Here is a 19,194-nt window from a genome sequence, read left to right as displayed (position 1 = left end):
CATGACGTCGTCCCGCCTGGCCGATGCGAGCCGCGCGGCGCTCGCCGACGGCGGGCCGCTCGCATCCGAGATCGCAAGCTTCCGTTCCCGCCCCGCGCAGCAGGATCTGTCCGCGGCGATCGCCGACGCGTTCGACGCGCGCGGCACGCTGCTGGCGGAAGCCGGCACCGGCACCGGCAAGACGTTCGCGTATCTCGTGCCGGCGCTGCTGTCCGGCCGCAAGACGATCATCTCGACCGGCACCCGCGCGCTGCAGGACCAGCTCTACCACCGCGACCTGCCGCGCGTGCGCAACGCGCTCCGCGTCGGCCACACCAGCGCGCTGCTGAAGGGGCGTTCGAACTACCTCTGCCACTACCGCATGCGGCAGGCGCAGGGCGAGCCGCGCTTCAGCAGTCGCGAACAGGTCGCGCAGTTCCAGCGCATCGTCGCGTGGTCCGGGCGCACGCGCATGGGCGACCTCGCCGAGCTCGAGGACCTGCCGGAAGACTCGCCGCTGCACGCGCTGGTGACGAGCACGGCGGAGAACTGCCTCGGCACCGAATGCCCGTTCTATTCCGACTGCTTCGTCGTCTCCGCGCGCCAGCGCGCGCAGGCGGCCGACGTGGTCGTCGTCAACCACCATCTGCTGCTGGCCGACCTCGCGCTCAAGCAGGAAGGCTTCGGCGAAATCCTCCCGGGCGCGGAAGCGTTCGTGATCGACGAGGCGCACCAGCTGCCCGAACTCGCCGCGCAGTTCTTCGGCGAATCGCTGAGTGCGCGCCCCCTGGTCGAACTCTCGCGCGATGCGCTGCTGGAATGCCGGCAGGTGACTGGCGCACTCGCGGCGGTGCAGGGCCCGGCGAACGACCTCGAGTTCCGCGTGCGCCAGCTGCGCAGCGCGATGGACGAGTTGCCCGTGCGCGGTACGCGCCGGCGTGCGCAGGAAGCGCCTGCGGTCGAGGCCGCATTCGACGCGCTGGATGACGCGCTGGCGGTGCTGCAGGACACGCTGCGTCCGCTGGCGTCGACGTCACCGGGTTTCGACAGTTGCCTCGCACGCGCGAACGAGTTCCGTGATCGGTTGTCGCGCTGGCGCAACGAGGCGGATCACGACGCGGTCGACGTCCACGAGACCGAGGACGACACGGGCGCAGGCGACGACGCAGTGCCGAAAAAACGCGACGACGGCAGCGTGCTCTGGTACGAACTCACCGCACGCGGCTTCCGCCTGAGCCGCACGCCCCTCGATGTCGCCGGGCCGCTCGCGCAGCATCGCGCGCGCACGCAGGCCGCGTGGGTGTTCACCTCGGCGACGCTCGCGGTCGGCGGGCGTTTCGAGCATTTCTCGATCAAGTTGGGACTCTGGCAGCCGCAGACCATGCTCGCGCCCAGCCCGTTCGACTGGAACGAGCAGGCGTTGTGCTACGTGCCGAAGAATCTGCCCGAACCGTCGGCGCGCGATTACACGACCGCGGTGGTCGACGCCGTGCGCCCGGTGCTTGAAGCGTCGGGCGGACGCGCGTTCGTGCTGTTCGCATCGCATCGCGCACTGCGTGAGGCCGCCCAACTGCTGCTTGATGGGCCGTGGCCGCTGTTCGTGCAGGGCGAGGCGCCGCGCTCGGTACTGCTCGAACGGTTCCGTGCATCCGGCAACGGCGTGCTACTGGGCGCCGCGAGTTTTCGCGAGGGCGTCGACGTCGCCGGCGATGCATTGAGCGTCGTGGTGATTGACAAACTGCCGTTCGCCGCGCCGGACGATCCGGTGTTCGAGGCGCGACTCGACGCCATCCGTCGCAACGGCGGCGTGCCGTTCCGCGACGAACAGCTGCCGCAGGCGGTGATCGCGCTGAAGCAGGGCGTCGGCCGGCTGATCCGCACCGAGACCGACCGCGGCGTGCTGGTGCTCTGCGATCCGCGCCTGGTGAATCGCCAGTACGGCACCACGTTCTTCAATTCGCTTCCGCCGTTTCCCAAGACGCGCAACATCGAGCACGTTCGCGCGTTCTTCGGCGCGACGGCGGACGGCGATGCCGCGTCGCCCCAGCAGCCGCTGCTCGGAACGGCGTGAAATGCGACCATCCGCGCCATGAAACTGCTCGCATTCGAAACCGCCACCGAAGCCTGCTCCGTCGCGCTCGCCGTCGACGGCGAGATCGTCGAGCGTTACGAGATCGCGCCGCGACGCCACACCGAGCTCGCGTTGCCGTGGGCGCAGGCATTGCTGGCCGATGCAGGCATCGCGCGCTCGCAACTCGACGCGATCGCGGTCGGTCGCGGCCCGGGCGCGTTCACTGGCGTGCGGCTCGCGATCGCGATCGCACAGGGCGTTGCACTCGGTCTCGATCGTCCGCTCGTGCCGGTGTCCACGCTCGCCGCACTCGCGCTTCCCGCGGCGCGGGCGAACGAAGGCGCGCCCATGCTCGCGGCGATCGATGCGCGCATGAACGAGCTGTACGTCGCACGCTTTCGCTGGAACGGCAGTGATCTCGACGCGATCGGCAACGAGACACTGCTCGCAGCGGGGGACGTCGTGATCGACGGCGGTGGCTGGCATGGCGTCGGCACCGGCTTCGCTGCACAGGATGGCGCACTTCCCGCGCGCCTTGCATCGCAATTGGCCACCGTCGACGCTGCCGCGTTGCCGCACGCGGCCGACATCGCGCGCCTCGCCTTGCGCATCGCCGGACGTGGCGGCGCGATCGCGCCCGAGCGGGTCGAGCCCGCCTACCTGCGCAACAACGTCGCACTGACGCTGGTCGAGCAGCAGGCGCGCAAAGCGAAATAGACGCCCGCGACGCAGGCGTCCCGCTTAGTCGTCGACCATCCGCCCTTCGGGACGGAACCACCACGTGCGGGTGACGTGCAGGATGTCGGGATCTTCCTGCGTGCGCGGCAGCGGCGGGTACGGTTCGGCGAGGCGAGCGATGCGCATCGCCGCTTCGTCGAGTGCGGGAATGCCGCTCGACTGCACGATGTCCGCACGCTCGACGCTGCCGTTGCGACGGATCGCGATGGTGATGACGACCTGTCCCGAAAGGTGATGGCGACGGATCGCGTCGGGGTAGTTCATGTTGCCGACGCGTTCCACGCGATCGACCCACTCACGCAGGTAGCTCGCCCACACGTATTCCTGCGTGCTCGCCGACACGAACTTGCGCTTCGGGCGCTTGGCGTAGCGCTGCGATCGCAGGTGGATTTCCGCGGCGAGTCGCGCCATGCGTTCGTCGCGTTCGATCTTCTGGTCGCCGACCGGCGCGGGCACGTCGTTTGGCGTCGGAGCGACCTGCGCCTGTGGCGCGATGGACGGCCCGCGCGTGCTGCTGACGATGCGCGCCTGCGGCGGCGGTGCAGGTGCCGGCGATTGCGCGCGCAATTCGCGCGGTGCGACGCCCGGTTCGGGCTGCGGCGACGCGCCGCTTTGCGCCTCGCGCGGACGCGTTGTCTTCTCGTGCTCGCCGCCGCCCTGGTTGCTGGCCTGCGCGAGGAAATCCGCCTGTTTGGGCGTCAGCGCGCTCTGCGTCTCGGTGAAGATGACATCCAGCGTCGGCACCACCGGTGCCGCCTTTTCCGGTGCGAAGCCGATCGCCAGGATCACGAACAGATGCACGCCGAGCGAGATCGCCATCGTCCAGCCGAGCCGGTGCGATTCGACCAGTGGCGGATCGTGCGCGGGACCGACGACCGTCATGCGATCAGCGCGCCTTCGCCTCGATCGCGTCGAACAGTTGCCCGGCGATGTTCAGGCCGAACTGCTTGTCGAGTTCGCGGATGCAGGTCGGGCTGGTGACGTTGACCTCGGTCAGGTAGTCGCCGATCACGTCGAGGCCGACGAACAGCATGCCGCGCGCCTTCATCGCCGGGCCGACGTGCGCGGCGATCCAGCGATCGCGCTCGCTCAACGGCCTGCCTTCGCCGCGACCGCCGGCCGCGAGGTTGCCGCGGAACTCGTCACCCTGCGGAATGCGGGCCAGGCAGTAGTCGACCGGAACGCCGTCGATCAGCAGGATGCGCTTGTCGCCGTCGGTGATCTCGGGGATGTAGCGCTGCGCCATCGCGAGGTGCTGGCCGCTTTCGGTCAGCGTCTCGAGGATCACGTTGGTGTTCGGGTCGCCGTGGCGCGCGCGGAAGATCGATCGGCCGCCCATGCCGTCGAGCGTCTTCAGCACCGCTTCGCCGTGTTCGGCGATGAAGGCCTTGAGCGCGTTCGCTTCGCGACTGACCAGCGTCGGCGGGCAGCACTGCGGAAACTCCAGCGCGGTCAGTTTCTCGTTCATGTCGCGCAGGCCGCGCGGGTCGTTGACCACCAGCGCGCCCGTGTTCTGCGCAAGACCGAGGATCTGGGTGTCGTGGAGATAGTTCGCGTCGACCGGCGGGTCCTTGCGCATGAGCACGGCGTGACCCGTACCCAGCTCGACCTGTGACGCATCTCCCAGTTCGAACCATCCGTTGGGATCATCGATGACGCGGAGCGGCGCGATGCGCGCCATCGCGCGACCATCGCGAACCGAAAGGCCACCCGGCATGACGTACGACAGCCGGTGGCCACGCCGCTGGGCCTCCAGCAGCATCGCGAACGTGGAGTCCTTGGCGATCCTGATGGAGCCGATGGGGTCCATCACGACGACGATGTCGAGGGGCATGGCTCAAGCCGCGGTCGGGGCTGCCGATGGTAGCAGTGGGTCAGGCGGGGACCTGACCAAAAGTGCCACTTCTTCAGTTTTGTCGTGACGAAAATTGCCTGCTTGACAGCCCTCCCGGGGCTTGAAATAAAGGCTTCGCGCGCTGCCAGACGCAGCGCTGGGGGATTTACGAATGCAGGATGACGCCCGCAACGGCAGCCTGGGCGGCCTCAAGGTCATGGTCATCGACGACTCGAAGACCATTCGACGCACGGCTGAAACGCTGCTCAAGCGCGAGGGCTGTGACGTGGTGACCGCCTCGGACGGCTTTGAAGCGCTGGCAAAGATCGCGGACCAGCATCCGCAGATCATTTTCGTCGACGTGATGATGCCGCGGCTCGACGGTTACCAGACCTGCGCGCTGATCAAGAACAACCAGAGCTTCAAGTCGACGCCGGTCATCATGCTGTCCTCCAAGGATGGTCTGTTCGACAAGGCGCGGGGCCGCATCGTCGGCTCCGAGCAGTATTTGACGAAGCCATTCACCCGCGAAGAACTGCTCGACGCGATCCGCAAGCACGTCAACGCCTGACCGGGGGGAAGGGCACCAATGGCACGCATCCTGTTGATCGAAGACTCGCCGACCGAGTCGGCGGTCATGACCCAGCTCCTCGAGCGCAACGGCCACCAGGTCATGACGTCCGGCAGCGCCGAAGACGGCATCGAAACCTGCCGCCGCGAGCGTCCCGACCTCGTCCTCATGGACGTCGTCCTGCCCGGCATGAACGGCTTCCAGGCCACGCGCGCGCTGTCGCGCGACGCCGAGACCAAGGCCATCCCGGTACTGATCGTCAGCACCAAGGGCATGGACACCGATCGCGCCTGGGGCCTTCGCCAGGGCGCGAAGGACTACATCGTCAAGCCGCCGCGCGAGGAAGAACTCATCGCGCGCATCAACGAACTCCTGGGCGCCTGACATGAACCTCGCGATGAGCCCGTTCGACGTGCTCGTCGACTACGAGCGCCGCTCGCTCGCGCACGTCGCGGGCCTGCCGGAGCAGCTCGACGCGCCGGGTCTGTGGCGCGGTGTCGGCTACCGCATCGGCTCGCGCCGCCTCGCCTCCGAATTCGGCGAGGTGCGCGAAATCCTGACCGTTCCGCAGATCACGCCGGTGCCGGGCACGCAGCCGTGGATGCTCGGCGTCGCCAACGTCCGCGGCCAGCTGCTGCCGATCGTCGACATGAAGCAGTTCCTCGAAGGCGAGCGCACCGTCCTGCACGAGAGCCTGCGCGTGCTGCTCGTGCGTCAGTCCGGCGGCGACGTCGCGGTGCTGGTCGACGAACTGTTCGGCCAGCGTTCGTTCGTCGATGAGCAGAAGCTCGATGACGAAGCGTTCGAACCGCTGGCCCAGGGCCGCTACGCGAACTTCATCGATCGCGCCTATCACGTGGGCGAGTACGACTGGGGCGTCTTCAGCCTCGACCTGCTCGCCCGCACTCCCGAATTCCGACAAGCCGCCGCCTGACGGCCCTGCACGAAGACCTGAGGTTCAACCATGAGCAGCACGATGGATAACGTCGCCGGCAAAGGCCGTGACATCAAAGTCAACACCTGGGTGGCGTTGCTGATCACGTCGCTGGTCGTGCTAGGCGCAAACGTCGGTTACGCGTCGTACAAGGCCGGCCGCCTCAGCGGCGCCAGCTCGTCGGCGTCGGAACTGCAGGTGCTCTCGCAGCAGCTCGCAGTGCGCGGCACCGAGGCCGTAGGCGGTAACGCCGAGGCGTTCAAGACCTTCCGCGACACGAAGGCGCGCATCGAAGACGACGTCAAGAACCTGCAGAGCAGCTACGGCGACGACAGCCGCGCGGGTAGCGCGATCAACGACGTCGCCACAGCATGGGGCCCGATCGGCAAGAACGCCGACCAGGTGCTGGCGTCGGAGCAGGCGATCGTCGAACTGGCCGGCCACGCCGACAAGTTCAACCAGAACCTGCCGAACTTCCAGGCCACGCTCGATGAGCTGGTCCGCGCGATGTCGGCGTCAGGCTCGCCGTCCTCGCAGGTCTACATCGCACTGCGCCAGGTCGTCGTCTCCGGAACCATGGCGCGCCGCATCGCGGAAATCCGTAGCGGCGGCGCGGCCGCGCAGGCCGCGGCCGACGCGCTCGGACGCGACGCCAACCTCTTCTCGACCGTGCTCGCCGGCCTTCGCAAGGGCGACGACGCCAACAAGATCCTGCCGCTGACCGCCGGCGCCGCCGTGTCGCAGCTCGGCCAGGTCGAGCAGCAGTGGGCGGGCATGAAGAAGGACCTCGACGCGATCACCGCGTCCTCGCGCAACCTGATCGGCGCGCAGAACGCGGCGGCCGGCATCACCGCGAAGTCGGGCGACCTGCTCGACCAGGCGCAGAAGCTGTTCGGCGCGTTCACCTCGATCGGCTCGATCAAGGACACCAGCCTGCTCGGCAACATCTGGATCTCGATCATCGCCGGTGCGCTGACGATCTTCTCGCTGCTGGGCCTGCTCTACGCGCTCAACAAGCAGCAGCAGCGTCGTTACCAGACCACGAAGGAACTCAACGACCGTAACCAGGAGGCCATCATGCGCCTGCTGGACGAAATGGGTTCGCTCGCAGAAGGCGACCTGACGGTGAAGGCGACGGTCACCGAAGACATGACCGGCGCGATCGCGGACTCCATCAACTTCGCCGTCGAACAGCTGCGCAGCCTCGTGCAGACGATTACCGATACGTCGGTGCAGGTCGCGGCCAGCGCGCAGGAAACGCAGGCGACGGCGACGCAGCTCGCGGAAGCCGCGGAACACCAGGCGCAGGAGATTGGCTCGGCCTCCGAGGCGATCAACGAGATCGCGCGATCGATTGACCAGGTTTCGAAGAACTCCGCCGAGTCCGCCGAGGTTGCACAGCGCTCGGTGCAGATCGCGACCAAGGGCGCCGGCGTCGTGCGCCAGACGATCGCGGGCATGGACTCGATCCGTGACCAGATCCAGGAAACCTCGAAGCGAATCAAGCGCCTCGGCGAGTCGTCGCAGGAAATCGGTTCGATCGTTGAACTGATCAACGACATCTCGGAACAGACGAACATCCTCGCGCTGAACGCGGCAATTCAGGCGGCCTCGGCCGGTGAAGCGGGCCGCGGCTTCGCGGTCGTCGCCGACGAAGTGCAGCGCCTTGCAGAACGCGCGTCCAACGCGACGAAGCGAATCGAAACGCTGGTCCAGACGATTCAGAGCGATACCAACGAAGCGGTCTCGTCGATGGAGCAGACGACGTCGGAAGTCGTCGCCGGTGCACGACTGGCCGAGGACGCGGGTACCGCGCTGGGCGAGATCGAAAAGGTCTCGACCGACCTCTCGACCCTCATTCAGGGCATCTCGCAGGCCGCGCAGCAGCAGTCGTTCGCTGCAACGAACATCACGCAGACGATGACCACGATTCAATCGATCACCGCGCAGACCTCGCAGGGTGCGAGCCAGACGGCGGCCTCGATTGGAAACCTCGCGCAGCTGGCGGCGGACCTTCGTCGCTCGGTCGCCGACTTCAAGCTCCCGGCCTGATCGAACGGACGACCTGAAGAATGAATTGGCACGCACCTGACTGCCGCGACGCGACCGCGCTCCCACCAGGGAGTGCGTTGTGCACGGCCGCTCGGGCGCGAGGTGCACGATGATCGCGATGCGTGAAGTGATCGATACAACCACCCTCGGCTGGATCAAGCCGGAACTCGACGAAACCCTCCGCCTCGCGCGTCAGGAAATCGAAGCGTTCCTGGAGGATCCGACCGACTCCGCGCGCATGCGCGCCTGCTCCACGCACCTGCACCAGGTGCGCGGAACGCTGCACATGATCGAGCTCGACGCGCCCGCGATGGTCGCGACCGAGATGGAACGCCTCGCGTCCGCGCTGCAGACGGGTGACGTCGCCGACCGCGACGAAGCCTGCGCGGCGCTGCTGCGTGGTGTCGTGCAGCTGCCCGACTATCTGGAGCGCCTGCAGGGCGGCCATCGCGACATTCCGATCGTGCTGCTGCCGCTGCTCAACGAGCTGCGCGCCGCGCGCGGCGAAGCGGGCCTGAGCGAAAGCATGCTGTTCGCGCCGGACATCGATGTGCCGGTGCCCGCCGCGGAAGCCGCGGACGCGAACGCCGACGCGAATGCTGCGGCCGAGCGTCTGTCGACCGCGCTGGCCGCATGGCCGGAGGCCGGCGACCCGGCCGATGCGCGCGCCATCGTCGGCGCGATCGGCGAGCTGATGCGCGCCGGTGGCAACGAAGCCCGTTTGCGCATGCTCTGGGTCGCAGAAGGCGTCGCCATGGCGATCGCCGATGGCGCGATGCCGACCAGCCGTGGCCTGCGCCAGGCGTTCGCCGGCGTCGAGCGCGGCGTGCACGACACCGCACAGGACGCGATGGAGCTGTCCGCTGGCGACCTCGCCGCGGAGCCCACGCGCCAGCTGCTCTATCACGTCGCCCACAGCGGTGCCTCGCATCCGCGCCTGGACGACATCCGCGAAACCTTCGACCTCGACGCGCAGCGTCCGAGCGAAAGCGAGATCGCGCATGCGCGCGGCTCGCTAAGCGGTCGCAACCGCGCGCTGCTCGACACGGTCTCGGCGGCGATCAAGGAAGACTTGATGCGCGTCAAGGACGCGCTCGACATCCATTTGCGCACCGGCCGCATCGACGTGGCGGAACTCCGCCCGCAGGTCGATGCGCTGACGCAGGTCGGCGACACGCTCGGCATGATGGGCCTGGGCACTGCCCGCGGCGTCGTCATGCAGCAGCGCGACGCGATGTCGGACGTGGTCAACGGCCGCCGCACGGCAGACGAACACGCGTTGCTCGACATCGCCGGCGCGCTGCTCTACGTCGATGCATCGCTCGACGACCAGGTTGCACGCCTCGGCCTCGAAGACCAGGACGAAGGCGACACCGCGCTCGCACGCGAGTCGCGCAAGGTGCTCGACATTGTCGTGCGCGAGGCGATCGCCAACTTCGGCGACGCGCGCCAGTCGTTCGTCGCATTCGTCGAAACCGGTTGGGACCATGCCGAACTCGCGGAAGTGCCCCGCCTGCTCGACGAAGTCGCCGGCGCGATGCGCATGGTGCACCTGCCGGCGCCAGCCAACTATCTCGATGCGATCGCGCGCTATTCGCAGCGCGAGCTCATCGACCGCCACCACGTGCCGACCAGCGCCGAGCTCGACGCGCTCGCCGATGCGCTCGCCAGCCTCGAGTACTTCCTCGAAGCATTGCGCGACCACCGTCCGAACCGCGACGGCATGCTCGACATCGCACAGTCGAGCCTGGAATCGCTGAGCTACTGGCCGATCCCGGCCGCGCCGGCGCACGTCGAAGCGTCGCCTGCCGTCGACGCCGAACCGGCGGTCGATGCCGCGATCGCGGAGGCGCTGCACCCGGAATCCGTCGATGCGTCGGCCACGCCGATCGTCGAAGCGGGCGAGGACGAAGCCGTTCTGGAGCATATCGCGGAATCGCTGGCGGTCATCGACCTGCAGGCGCGCGATGAAGAGACGCCCGTCGTGCACGAGTCGGTGGCGGTCGACGCGAGCGCGCTCGATTCGATCGTGCCGGTCGAAATGGCGCCGGTCGCGCCGGTCGGCGTGGTGTTCGGTGGCTTCGAATCCAATGCGGACATCGACGACGACATCCGCGAGGTCTTCCTCGAGGAGCTGTCGGAGGAAATGGACAACGTCGCGAGTTACATCGCGAACTGGAAGTCCAAGCCGGATGATCTCGAGCGCCTGCGCTCGGTGCGCCGCGTCTTCCATACGCTCAAGGGCAGCGGCCGCCTCGTCGGCGCCAAGGTGCTCGGCGAGTTCAGCTGGAAGATCGAGAACATGCTCAACCGCGTGCTCGATGGCACGCGTCCGCCGAGTTCCGCGGTCGCGTCGCTCATCGACCACGCCGTCGCCACGCTGCCGCAATTCCACGCCGCCCTCGCGGGTACGGCGTCGGTAACGGCCGACCTGGCCGGCCTGGAAGCGATCGCCGATCGCCTCGAGAAGGGCGAAGAGGTCTTCTACGCGCCGGACGCGGCCGCCGCACCGGTCGTTACGCCGGTCGAAGCGGTCGTCGAGGCCGCGCCGGTTGTCGTTGCGCTGCCGGTCGAAGATCCGGGCGAGCCCGCGTACGTCGATCCGGTGTTGCTCGAGATCCTCGCGACGGAAGTCGACGGCCACCTCGCGACGATCGACGACTGGCTGGAAAGCGCGCGTCGCGAACCGCTGCGTGCCGAAGACCGTCTGCAGCGCGCAATCCACACGCTCAATGGCGCATTCGCGATGACCGAGGTGCCGGTGATCCCGGCGATCACCGGTCCGACCGAGGCGTACATCAAGCGCCTGCTCGCCGCGGGTACGCCGGCGACGCACGATGGCGTCGAAGCGATCGCCGAGGTCGCTGCCGCGATCCGTACGACGCTTGCGCGCCTGCAGGCCGACCGCCCGCACGTGCCGCGTTTCGAAGGCCTCGCCGAGCGCGTCGTCGCGCTGCGCGACAGCCTGCCGGACGCGCGCCAGGCGATGCCGGTCGATCCGGTCGAGGCATCGGCCGCGGAAGATTTCGAACAGCTGGAAGCCGCGCAGGCGGAAGCCGAGCGTATCGCCGCCGAGCAGGCGGAACAGCAGCGCATCGCCGAGGAAATCGCGCGAGTCGACGCCGAGCGCATCGCCGCGGAGCAGGCCGAAGCCGAACGCGCCGCGGCCGAGCGTGCAGAACAGCAGCGCATTGCGGCGGAGCAGGCCGAAGCCGATCGTCTCGCGGCGGAAGAAGCCGAAGCCCAGCGCGCGGCCGAAGACGCGGCGCGCGCCGAAGCCGAGCGTAGCGCTGCCGAGCAGGCGGAAGCCGAGCGCGTCGAGCAGGAACGCATCGCGGCGGAGCAGGCCGAAGCGGAACGCATCGCGGCGTCCGAGCAGGCGTACGACGCAGCAGTCGCCGAACAGTTCGTTGCGGAGCCGGTTGACGACGCCGATCGCGAAGAGGCCGAGCGCCTCGCCGCGGAACAGGCAGAAGCCGAGCGCCTTGAGCAGGAACGCATCGCCGCGGAACATGCGGAGGCCGAACGCCTTGCCGCCGAACACGCCGAAGCGGAGCGTGTTGCAGCCGAAGAGGCCGCGCGCGCCGAAGCCGAGCGCGTTGCAGCGGAACAGGCCGAAACCGAGCGCATTGCGGCGGAACAGGCCGAGGCCGACTGTCTCGAGCAGGAACGCATCGCAGCGGAAAACGCCGAAGCGGACCGTCTCGCGGCCGAAGAGGCGGCGCGCGTGGAAGCCGAGCGCGCTGCAGCGGACGAAGCCGCACGTATCGAAGCCGAACGCGTCGCCGCCGAACAGGCCGAAGCGCGTCGCGTCGAAGAAGAACGCCTCGCCGCCGAACGCGCCGAACGCGAACGCATCGAAGCGGAACATGCCGAAGCCGAGCGCATCGAGCGCGAACGCCTTGACGCGATCGAGCACGAGCAGGCTCGCCTCGAGGCGCAGCGTGCGGAAGCCGAGCGCCTGGAGCGCATGGCCGCCGAGCAACGCATGGCCGAACAGGTGCGCGTGGCGATCGCCGCGGCAACTGCGGCGGTGGAAAGCGGTGGCGCGATGCCGTCGAGCGTCGCCGACGAAGCCGATCCGGACAGCGCGCTCGACCTCACCGGCCTCGATTCCGAACTCGTCGACATCTTCGTCGAGGAAGGCGCGGATCTTCTCGACCACTCCGACGGCCTGCTCGCGCAGCTGCGCCAGCAGCCGGATGAGCGCGAAACGCTGGTCGGCCTGCAGCGCGACCTGCACACGCTCAAGGGTGGCGCTCGCATGGCCGGCATCATGGCCGTGGGCGAACTCGGGCACGTCATGGAGTCGCTGCTCGAAGCAGTCGTCGACCACCGCAGCGACCTCGGTCGCGACGGCGTGTCGCTGCTCGAACGCGGCTTCGACCGACTGCACGCGATGGTTACCCGCGTCGGCGAGCACCGCGCGATTGGCATGCCGCTCGCGCTGATCGCGCAGTTCGAAGCACGTGCACGCGGCGAACGCATGCCGATGCCGGCGCAGGCCGCCGAGCCGCAGCGTTCGACGCCCGCCGTGCCGGCGCCGGTTGCCGACCTCAAGCCGCTGTCGGCACCGATCGGCGACCAGTCGCATATCGCCGACGACGACGACATCGCGGTTCGCGCGCCGCAGGAACAGGTGCGCATCCGCGCCGACCTGCTCGACCGGCTCGTCAACTACGCCGGTGAGGTCGCGATCTATCGCGCCCGCCTCGAACAGCAGCTCGGCGCGTTCCGTTCCGCCATCGCGGAAATGGAAGCGACCAACACGCGTATGCGCGACCAGTTGCGTCGTCTCGAAATCGAGACGGAAGCGCAGATCGTCGCGCGCTACAAGCGCGAGGACACGAGCGAGGCGACGTTCGATCCGCTGGAGCTCGACCGCTTCTCCACGCTGCAGCAGCTGACCCGCGCGCTTTCCGAGTCCGCGGCCGACCAGACCTCGCTGCAGGCGACGTTCGACGACCTCACGCGTCAGTACGACACGCTGCTCCTGCAGCAGTCGCGCGTATCGTCGGAATTGCAGGAAGGCCTCATGCGCACGCGCATGGTGCCGTTCGACGGCCTGCTGCCGCGCCTGCGTCGCGTCGTCCGCCAGGCGTCCGGCGAAACCGGCAAGCACGTACTGCTCAAGCTCGAAGGCACGCAGGGCGAACTCGATCGCAACGTGCTCGAGCGCATGACGGCGCCGCTGGAGCACATGCTCCGCAACGCGGTCGCGCATGGCCTCGAATCGCCTGAAAAGCGCGTCGCGTCCGGCAAGACCGAAGAAGGCACGATCCGCATCGCGGTGCGCCGCGAAGGGTCGGAAGTCGTGCTGGAAGTCGGCGACGACGGCCGCGGCCTGGATCGCGAGGCGATCCGCCGTCGCGGTGTCGAACGCGGGCTGATCCGCAGCGACGTGGCGCTGGCCGAGTCCGACCTCGACATGCTGATCTTCGAGCCGGGCTTCTCGACGGCCGATGAAGTCAGCCGCCTCGCCGGTCGCGGCGTCGGCATGGACGTGGTCGCGTCGGAAGTGCGCCAGCTCGGCGGCACGATCGACATCCGCACCACGAAGGGTTCGGGCACGACGTTCACCCTGCGCCTGCCGCAGACGCTCGCGGTCACGCAGGCCGTCTTCGTGCGCATCGGCGAGACCGCCTTCGCGGTGCCGATCGCATCGGTGCGCGGCGTCGGCCGCATCTCGCGCGAAGAACTCGCCAAGTCGATGGAGAGCGAGGACGGTGGCACCTACCGCTACGGCGGTGAGGACTACGCCGTGCACGACCTCGGTCGCCTGCTCGGCGGCACGCCGGCGAAGGCCGAAGGCCTGCTGCAGGTGCCGCTGCTGCTGATCCGCGCCGGTGAACTCCGCGCCGCGGTCACCGTCGACCAGGTCATCGGCAACCGCGAAATCGTGGTCAAGCCGGTCGGTCCGCAGGTCGCGTCGGTGCCGGGCATCTTCGGCGCGACGATCATGGGCGACGGTCGCGTCGTCGTGATCCTCGACGTCGCACCGCTGGTGCGTCGCCAGGCAACACTGCCGCGCGACTTCCAGCCGGTGGTGGTGCAGGTCGAGAAGCGCGTGGTGCCGCTGGTCATGGTGGTCGACGACTCGGTCACGATGCGCAAGGTCACCGGTCGCGTGCTCGAACGCCACGGCTACGAAGTGGTCACGGCGAAGGACGGCATCGATGCGCTGGAGCGCATGGCCGAGCGCGTGCCCGACCTGATGCTGCTCGACATCGAAATGCCGCGCATGGATGGTTACGAGCTCGCCGGCGCGATGAAGGGCGAATCGCGACTGCGCGACGTACCGATCATCATGATCACCTCGCGTACCGGCGAGAAGCATCGCCAGCGCGCGTTCGAACTCGGCGTCAACCGTTATCTCGGCAAGCCGTACCAGGAGCCCGAGCTGATGCGCAACGTCAACGAGTTGCTCGAGCAGGTGCATGCGCATGAGTGACACCAGCCGGCGCGTCGCACTCCTCGCGCGGCCCGGCGCGGCGCGTGACAGCGTGCGCGGTGCACTGCTGGAGATCGGTGCGGACATCGTTGCCGAAGAGGATCCGGGCTCGTCGTCGCCGGATGCGATCCGCGGCGCGTCGCCCGATGTATTGATGATCGTGCTCGACCCGATCAGCGAAGCAGCGCTCGATCGTTTCGACAGCATGCTCGGCGACCCGGCCATCGAAGTGATGTTCGAGGAGGCCGACGTAGCCGCCGCACGCGATGGCTGGGAGGCCGCGCGCTGGCGCCGTCACCTGGCGGCCAAGCTGCATCATCGCGAGAACGTGCTGCCGCCGGTCGCGGGCGCCGACATCGTGCCGGCGATCGATCCGCTGTCGGTGCAGCTCGAAGAACTGATTTCAACCGACGAGCCCGAATTCCCGCCCGCGGCGCAGGTGTCGTTGCCGGAAGGCGCGACCGGCGGCGAGGATTTCTCCGTGTTCGATCCCCCGCACGGTGAAGCTGCGGACGCGGGTGTCGAGGACTACGTGCTTTCGGTCCACGGCCTGGAATTCGAGCCGGCCGCGATCGACATGCCGGTGTCGGAATCGGCCGGTATCGAACTGGACGGCGCATTCGACGCCAGCGGTTTCGACGGCCTGCCGCCGGTGACGGGCCCCGATTTCAGCGCGAGCGATTTCGATCCGCTGCTCGCGGAACTCGACGCCGAGCTGCCCGATACGCCGCTGCCCGACATGCCGGCGCTGCCGGACGTCGAATGGCAGGGCGAGCTTGTCGATGATTTCGTTGCGGTGGAGGACGTGTCGTTCGACGACGTGGCGCCTGCGCCGATCGTCCCGCCGCCGCTGCCCTCGATGGGCTTTGGTGAGCTCAGCCTTGCGGACGATGTGACACCGGCGGCTGCGTCGCCTGCCATGTCGAACGCAGCGGTGCGCACGCATGACATCGGCGAACTCGAACGCCGTATCGCTTCGCTGGAGCTGGTGGACGATACGAAGCCGGCGGCCGACGTCGCTGCGCCCGTCTTGGCGGATGTGGCGGGTGCGGTGCTCGTGCTCGCCGGCATTGGCGGCCCTGACGCGGTTCGCCAGCTGCTGGGCGCATTGCCGGCTCGCTTTCCGCGTCCGGTGTTGCTGCGCCAGCGCCTCGACGGTGGTCGCTACGACAAGCTGGTCGCGCAATTGCAACGTGCGTCCGCACTGCCCGTCGCGCTCGCCATCCCCGGTGACGCCATGAAGGCTGGCAATGTCTATGTGCTCGGCGACGATGTCGGCCTCGACGACAATGGCTCGGCGTTCCGCGCAGGAGCCGCCGATCATCTGGTCGCTAGCCTGCCGGCCGCCGAGAGCGCCGTGATCGTGCTGAGTGGCGCCGACGCTTCACTCGCCGACGTGATCGCGTCGCGCATTGCCGACGGCGCCTTCGTCGGCGCCCAATCCACCGACGGCTGCTACGACGCCGCTGCGGCCTCTGCGGTCGCGGCGCGTGGTGCGCACAGCGCGCCGCCTTCCGAACTCGCTGCACAACTCGCCGGCCGTTGGAGCCGCTGAGAGGTCCCGTCGTGTCCAAGAAAAAGAACCGCAACCGCAATCCCTACCCGCCACGCGGGCCGGTCGCCGTAGCCCCGACGGGGCAACGATCCGCGACCGAAGCGCACGCCGATGAGGTAGACGACGCCGACGAGGTCGATTCGCCAATGGCGGACGCCGACCCCACGCTCGACGTCGTGCTGTCGCAGGCGGTGGCGATGGGCCGCATCGAACCCGACGATGACGACGCGGAGCCCGCGCCGTACACGCCGACGGCGATGCCTGCGTCGCAGCCCAGCTGGATGCAGGAATCGAGTGACATCCGCGGCGTGCTGATCCAGGTGGCCGGCGGCCGTTTGCTGCTGCCGAACGCGACGATCGCGGAGGTGCTGTCGTACGCGGAGCCGGAAGGCGAGGCGACCGGCGCGGACTGGCTGCTGGGGCGCTTCCGTTGGCGCGGTTGGCAGATTCCGCTGATCGCGTTCTCGCGCCTTGCCGGCATCGGCGAAGACAAGCCCGGCCTCGGCACCAAGGTCATCGTGCTGAAGGCGCTGGGCGGCGATCGCCGCATTCCGTTCTTCGCGATCGTGACGCAGGGCTTCCCGCGCCTGGTCACGGTGTCGCGCACCGCGCTCACCATCGAATCGAACGAGGGCGAGCTGCCGTCGGGCGTGCAGGCGCTGGTGCGCCTCAACGACGAGCCGGCGCTGCTGCCGGACCTCCTGCAGATCGAGCAGCGCCTGCGCGAGGTTCGCGAGGCGGCATGATCCGCACGCCGTGTCGGTGACGCGAAAGGCCGCCCCGAGGGCGGCCTTTCTGTTTGCGGTGCCCGCGCTAGACGAGGTCGCCGAAACGCGCCTGCAGGGCCGCGATGGCGGCGAGCCCCGCGGTTTCCGTACGCAGGATGCGCGGTCCCAGGCGGAGGCCATCGAACCCGGCCGACTGCAGCTGCTCGCGATCGAGCGGCGACCATCCGCCCTCCGGGCCCACCGCGATGCAGATCGACGCCGTGTCGTCGAGCGACATGGTGCGCAGTGAATGCATGCCTTCGGGATCGAGCAGCAACCGCATCGCATGCGGCTCCAGCGAGGCAAGCGCGGCCGCCAGTGTCACCGGCGCGGCGACGTCCGGCACGGTCGCGCGCCAGCACTGCTCGCATGCCGACGCAACGACGTTGCGCCAGTGGTCGAGTCGCTTCGCCGCGCGATCGCCGTCGAGCTTCACGTCGCTGCGCTGCGACCACACGGGCACGATCGACGCGACACCGAGCTCGGTCGCCTTCTGCAGGATCAGGTCCATCTTTTCGCCCTTCGCCACGCCCTGCAGCAGCGTGATGCGCAACGGCGACTCGCGATCGACGCGCGCGGCGTCCTCGATACGTAGCCGCGCTTCGCGCTTGCCCACGACGGTCAACGTTGCGGCGTAGTCGTTTCCGTCGCCGTTGAAGACGACGCAGGCGTCGCCGACACCGAGCCGCAGCACGCGCGTCAGGTGCGCCGCGGGCCCCTCGGGCAGCACGATCTCGGCACCGGTGGCGAGCGGCTGCGCGACATGCACTCGGGTCACGCGCATGTCGGGCCTCCGAACGCGGCGTCGATCGCACGGCGCGTGGTGTCGGCCAGCAGGTCGAGTGCGTCATCCGCCACGCAGTAGGGCGGTAACCAGTAGAGGACGTCGCCGAGCGGTCGCAGCAGCACGCCGCGCGCGATCGCCTCACGGTAGGCGCGCAGGCCACGGCGACCGGCGATTTCGACCGCCGTGCCATCCGCGGCATCGCGGTCGGGAGCGAGTTCAATCGCGACGATCATGCCGGTCTGTCGCACGTCCACCACGTTCGGATGCGTGCGGAACGGCGCGGCGCGGTCGGCCATCTTTCGGGATGTCCCCACGTTGCGCGCGATGACGTCGTCGCTGTCGAAGATGGCGAGTGACGCCAGCGCCGCGGCGCATCCGAGCGGATTTCCGGTGTAGCTGTGCGAATGCAGGAACGCCCGGTCGCGCGAGTCGTCGAGGAAGCCGTCGTAGATGCGCTGCGTGGCCAGCACGGCCGCCAGCGGCAGCGATCCGCCGGTCAGACCTTTGGACAGGCAAAGCAGGTCCGGCGCGATGCCCGCCTGCTCGCACGCGAACATCGTGCCGGTGCGACCGAAGCCGACAGCGATCTCGTCGGCGATCAGGAACACGCCGTAGGCGTCGCATATCGCGCGCACGCGCTGCAGGTAGGCGGGGTGGTGCATCCGCATGCCGCCCGCGCATTGCACGAGCGGTTCAAGGATGAGCGCGCACACGCTCTCGCCATGCTGCGCGAGCAGCGCATCCAGTGCATCGGCGGCGCGATGCGCGCGTTGCTCCGCAGTCTCGCCATCGACGGCGAGGAACGCATCCGGCGACGGCGCGAACAGCGCTTCGGCAAGCAGCGGCGCGTACACGCGTCGATAGAGCGGAATGTCGCCGACCGCGAGCGCACCGAGCGTCTCGCCGTGATAGCTGTTCTCCAGCGCGACGAATTTCGTCCGTCGCATGTCGCCCGCGTTGCGGAACCAGTGGAACGCCATCTTCAGCGCCACTTCCACGCCCGCGGAACCGTTGTCGGCGAAGAACACCTTGGCGAGTGGCGCACGCCCGGCCTGCTTCGGCGCGATGGCGACGAGGCGTTCGGCCAGCTCCACTGCGGGCGCATGCGTGCAACCGGCGAGGATCACATGCTCGAGCGTGCGCGCCTGCGTGCTGATCGCCTCGGCGATGCGCGGCTCCGCGTGGCCGTGGATGCACGTCCACCAGCTCGACACCGCGTCGAGATAGCGGCGCCCGTCCATGCCCACCAGCCATTCGCGCTCGCCGCGCGCGATCGGCAGCAGCGGCAGCAGGTGCGGGTGCTCGCGCATCTGCGTGCACGGATGCCAGACGACGTCGAGGTCGCGGCGGCGCCAGGAATCGGACGGGCTTTCGCCTGCCCCTGCTAGGATCGCGTCGTGATCGAGCCTGTTCATTCCGCCATTATCCCGCGTCGCACGGGCCTGTCGCCGAGGG

At 68.6% G+C, this 19,194-nt stretch carries 13 protein-coding genes; 9 read left to right on the top strand and 4 right to left on the bottom strand.

Annotation, left to right across the window (positions count from 1 at the left end; all coding sequences use genetic code 11):
• The first annotated feature begins 1 nt into the window (after position 1).
• The gene (locus ACKTTN_RS00545) at positions 2–2,050 is read left to right on the top strand and encodes an ATP-dependent DNA helicase (protein WP_407907929.1); all 2,049 of its coding nucleotides are present in this window, start codon (positions 2–4) and stop codon (positions 2,048–2,050) included.
• 18 nt (positions 2,051–2,068) lie between these two features.
• Positions 2,069–2,767 carry a tRNA (adenosine(37)-N6)-threonylcarbamoyltransferase complex dimerization subunit type 1 TsaB gene (tsaB, locus tag ACKTTN_RS00540; RefSeq protein ID WP_407907928.1) on the top strand — a complete coding sequence of 233 codons (699 nt, stop codon included), beginning with the start codon at positions 2,069–2,071 and terminating at the stop codon, positions 2,765–2,767.
• Positions 2,768–2,791: 24 nt separating this feature from the next.
• Here tsaB and ACKTTN_RS00535 read toward each other — a convergent pair whose 3' ends face one another.
• Both ACKTTN_RS00535 and gshB read right to left on the bottom strand, forming a co-directional pair.
• Positions 2,792–3,670, bottom strand: coding sequence for an energy transducer TonB (locus ACKTTN_RS00535; RefSeq protein ID WP_407907927.1), 879 nt, complete (start codon positions 3,668–3,670; stop codon positions 2,792–2,794).
• Between the two features lie 4 nt (positions 3,671–3,674).
• Positions 3,675–4,622, bottom strand: a complete 948-nt coding sequence (gshB, locus tag ACKTTN_RS00530; protein WP_407907926.1) for a glutathione synthase — start codon at positions 4,620–4,622, stop codon at positions 3,675–3,677.
• A gap of 172 nt (positions 4,623–4,794) precedes the next feature.
• Here gshB and pilG point away from each other — a divergent pair, with 172 nt between their 5' ends.
• From pilG to ACKTTN_RS00495, 7 genes are all read left to right on the top strand, one after another.
• Complete coding sequence (gene pilG / locus ACKTTN_RS00525) at positions 4,795–5,193, top strand: twitching motility response regulator PilG (RefSeq protein WP_407907925.1); 399 nt, start codon at positions 4,795–4,797, stop codon at positions 5,191–5,193.
• Positions 5,194–5,211: 18 nt separating this feature from the next.
• Positions 5,212–5,577, top strand: a complete 366-nt coding sequence (locus ACKTTN_RS00520) for a response regulator (protein ID WP_407907924.1) — start codon at positions 5,212–5,214, stop codon at positions 5,575–5,577.
• A gap of 1 nt (position 5,578) precedes the next feature.
• Positions 5,579–6,127, top strand: coding sequence for a chemotaxis protein CheW (locus ACKTTN_RS00515; protein WP_407907923.1), 549 nt, complete (start codon positions 5,579–5,581; stop codon positions 6,125–6,127).
• 30 nt (positions 6,128–6,157) lie between these two features.
• Positions 6,158–8,179: a methyl-accepting chemotaxis protein gene (locus ACKTTN_RS00510; RefSeq protein ID WP_407907922.1), complete on the top strand. Its 2,022-nt coding sequence runs from the start codon at positions 6,158–6,160 to the stop codon at positions 8,177–8,179.
• A gap of 109 nt (positions 8,180–8,288) precedes the next feature.
• Positions 8,289–14,630, top strand: coding sequence for an Hpt domain-containing protein (locus ACKTTN_RS00505; protein ID WP_407907921.1), 6,342 nt, complete (start codon positions 8,289–8,291; stop codon positions 14,628–14,630).
• Positions 14,623–16,185 (top strand): chemotaxis protein CheB, encoded by a 1,563-nt coding sequence (locus tag ACKTTN_RS00500; RefSeq protein WP_407907920.1) that lies wholly within the window; start codon positions 14,623–14,625, stop codon positions 16,183–16,185. The genes ACKTTN_RS00505 and ACKTTN_RS00500 overlap by 8 nt, the downstream gene beginning before the upstream one ends.
• 11 nt (positions 16,186–16,196) lie before the next feature.
• Positions 16,197–16,931 carry a chemotaxis protein CheW gene (locus tag ACKTTN_RS00495; RefSeq protein ID WP_407907919.1) on the top strand — a complete coding sequence of 245 codons (735 nt, stop codon included), beginning with the start codon at positions 16,197–16,199 and terminating at the stop codon, positions 16,929–16,931.
• 67 nt (positions 16,932–16,998) lie between these two features.
• On the opposite strand, the gene ACKTTN_RS00490 is transcribed toward ACKTTN_RS00495, so the two are convergent.
• On the bottom strand, positions 16,999–17,736 hold the full coding sequence (locus ACKTTN_RS00490; RefSeq protein ID WP_407907918.1) for a 16S rRNA (uracil(1498)-N(3))-methyltransferase: 738 nt from the start codon (positions 17,734–17,736) through the stop codon (positions 16,999–17,001).
• Positions 17,727–19,154 carry an adenosylmethionine--8-amino-7-oxononanoate transaminase gene (gene bioA / locus ACKTTN_RS00485; RefSeq protein WP_407907917.1) on the bottom strand — a complete coding sequence of 476 codons (1,428 nt, stop codon included), beginning with the start codon at positions 19,152–19,154 and terminating at the stop codon, positions 17,727–17,729. The genes ACKTTN_RS00490 and bioA overlap by 10 nt, the downstream gene beginning before the upstream one ends.
• Positions 19,155–19,194: the final 40 nt, after the last annotated feature.

The sequence above is a fragment of the Lysobacter claricitrinus genome (genome assembly GCF_045866565.1).
GTDB classification, from domain to species: Bacteria; Pseudomonadota; Gammaproteobacteria; order Xanthomonadales; family Xanthomonadaceae; genus Cognatilysobacter; species Cognatilysobacter claricitrinus.
This window is presented reverse-complemented; position numbering and strand designations above follow the sequence as displayed.

Excerpts from the sequence above, each read along its gene's own strand:
- ACKTTN_RS00515 (WP_407907923.1), top strand. The coding sequence starts at position 5,579 with ATGAACCTCGCGATGAGCCCGTTCGACGTGCTCGTCGACTACGAGCGC.
- ACKTTN_RS00545 (WP_407907929.1), top strand. The coding sequence starts at position 2 with ATGACGTCGTCCCGCCTGGCCGATGCGAGCCGCGCGGCGCTCGCCGAC.
- ACKTTN_RS00490 (WP_407907918.1), bottom strand. The coding sequence starts at position 17,736 with ATGCGCGTGACCCGAGTGCATGTCGCGCAGCCGCTCGCCACCGGTGCC.
- ACKTTN_RS00510 (WP_407907922.1), top strand. The coding sequence starts at position 6,158 with ATGAGCAGCACGATGGATAACGTCGCCGGCAAAGGCCGTGACATCAAA.
- pilG (WP_407907925.1), top strand. The coding sequence starts at position 4,795 with ATGCAGGATGACGCCCGCAACGGCAGCCTGGGCGGCCTCAAGGTCATG.
- tsaB (WP_407907928.1), top strand. The coding sequence starts at position 2,069 with ATGAAACTGCTCGCATTCGAAACCGCCACCGAAGCCTGCTCCGTCGCG.
- ACKTTN_RS00520 (WP_407907924.1), top strand. The coding sequence starts at position 5,212 with ATGGCACGCATCCTGTTGATCGAAGACTCGCCGACCGAGTCGGCGGTC.
- ACKTTN_RS00535 (WP_407907927.1), bottom strand. The coding sequence starts at position 3,670 with ATGACGGTCGTCGGTCCCGCGCACGATCCGCCACTGGTCGAATCGCAC.
- ACKTTN_RS00505 (WP_407907921.1), top strand. The coding sequence starts at position 8,289 with ATGATCGCGATGCGTGAAGTGATCGATACAACCACCCTCGGCTGGATC.
- ACKTTN_RS00500 (WP_407907920.1), top strand. The coding sequence starts at position 14,623 with ATGAGTGACACCAGCCGGCGCGTCGCACTCCTCGCGCGGCCCGGCGCG.
- gshB (WP_407907926.1), bottom strand. The coding sequence starts at position 4,622 with ATGCCCCTCGACATCGTCGTCGTGATGGACCCCATCGGCTCCATCAGG.
- bioA (WP_407907917.1), bottom strand. The coding sequence starts at position 19,154 with ATGAACAGGCTCGATCACGACGCGATCCTAGCAGGGGCAGGCGAAAGC.